The sequence below is a fragment of the Streptomyces palmae genome, from assembly GCF_004684805.1.
In the GTDB taxonomy this organism is placed as follows: Bacteria; Actinomycetota; Actinomycetes; order Streptomycetales; family Streptomycetaceae; genus Streptomyces; species Streptomyces palmae.
Map to the genome: position 1 here is coordinate 1 of NZ_SRID01000750.1, position 899 is coordinate 899.

At 74.9% G+C, this 899-nt stretch carries 1 protein-coding gene; it reads right to left on the bottom strand.

The window, feature by feature from the left end; translation table 11 throughout:
- Positions 1-122: 122 nt before the first annotated feature.
- Positions 123-689: a hypothetical protein gene (locus E4099_RS32475; protein ID WP_135342655.1), complete on the bottom strand. Its 567-nt coding sequence runs from the start codon at positions 687-689 to the stop codon at positions 123-125.
- Positions 690-899: the final 210 nt, after the last annotated feature.

Here is an 899-nt window from a genome sequence, read left to right on the forward strand (position 1 = left end):
GTGCGGGACGGGGTGGTGGGAGGACGGCTCGGACTGGTCATCGTGCACGTGCGGCTCCTTCCGGATGAACGGGGGGCGGCAGGCGCTCCACGGAAGGATCTAGAGCCGAGACCGGGGGCGGGTCAATGGGTCAGACGCGGATGCTCCGGCATCTTCTCGCGGGGCACCGCGAAGACGGCCAGGGCGTGCTGTGCGGCGAGGCACTCCCGCGGGGGAGCGTGGTGCGCTCCCGGGACCACCCCGAGGGTGTCGCCCGAACGGTGCAGGGTGGCGGACGGCCAGGTGGCGCACCCGGTCGTGACCGACCAGCCGACCAGGACCTGGCGGGAGAAGTCGGCGCGCTCGGCGCGGGCGGTGATCTCCTGACCGCGCGCGGAGCCGAACCGCCGCGCGAAGGCGTCCAACTGCTCGCGGTTCTCGATCACCTGGCGGACCTCGGGGGTGGGGGCCGCCCCGGAATGGAAGTAGACGGTCCCGGTGTCGATCCGCGATCCCTGGCCGGAGGTGGCGTCCGCCGGCTGGGAGGCGCCGGTCGACCGGTCGTCCGTCCGAGCCGGGTCGGCGTCGGCCGACTGCTGGCCGCAGCCGCTGAGCAGCACCGCCAGCACCGCGCCGAGCAGGGTGGCCGCCAGTACGGCGGGCTTGCGGGAGGGAGCCGGGGCGACCGGCCGGTTCACTGTGTTCGCCATGCCGCTCGGACGCCGCGCGGCCTCGAACGGTTCCGCGGGCCCGGACCCGGGGCGATCGGGGAGAGTGGTACGCATACCTCCCAGATTGCGGTGGTACGCCCCACCGCGGCCACCGGAGCGCCCGCACCGTCGCCCGTACGGCCGCGTGGTCGGCGTACGGGACGATGACATGCAGTCAGGCGGGGGCCGCGGGCGGGGTGCGACGCGGGT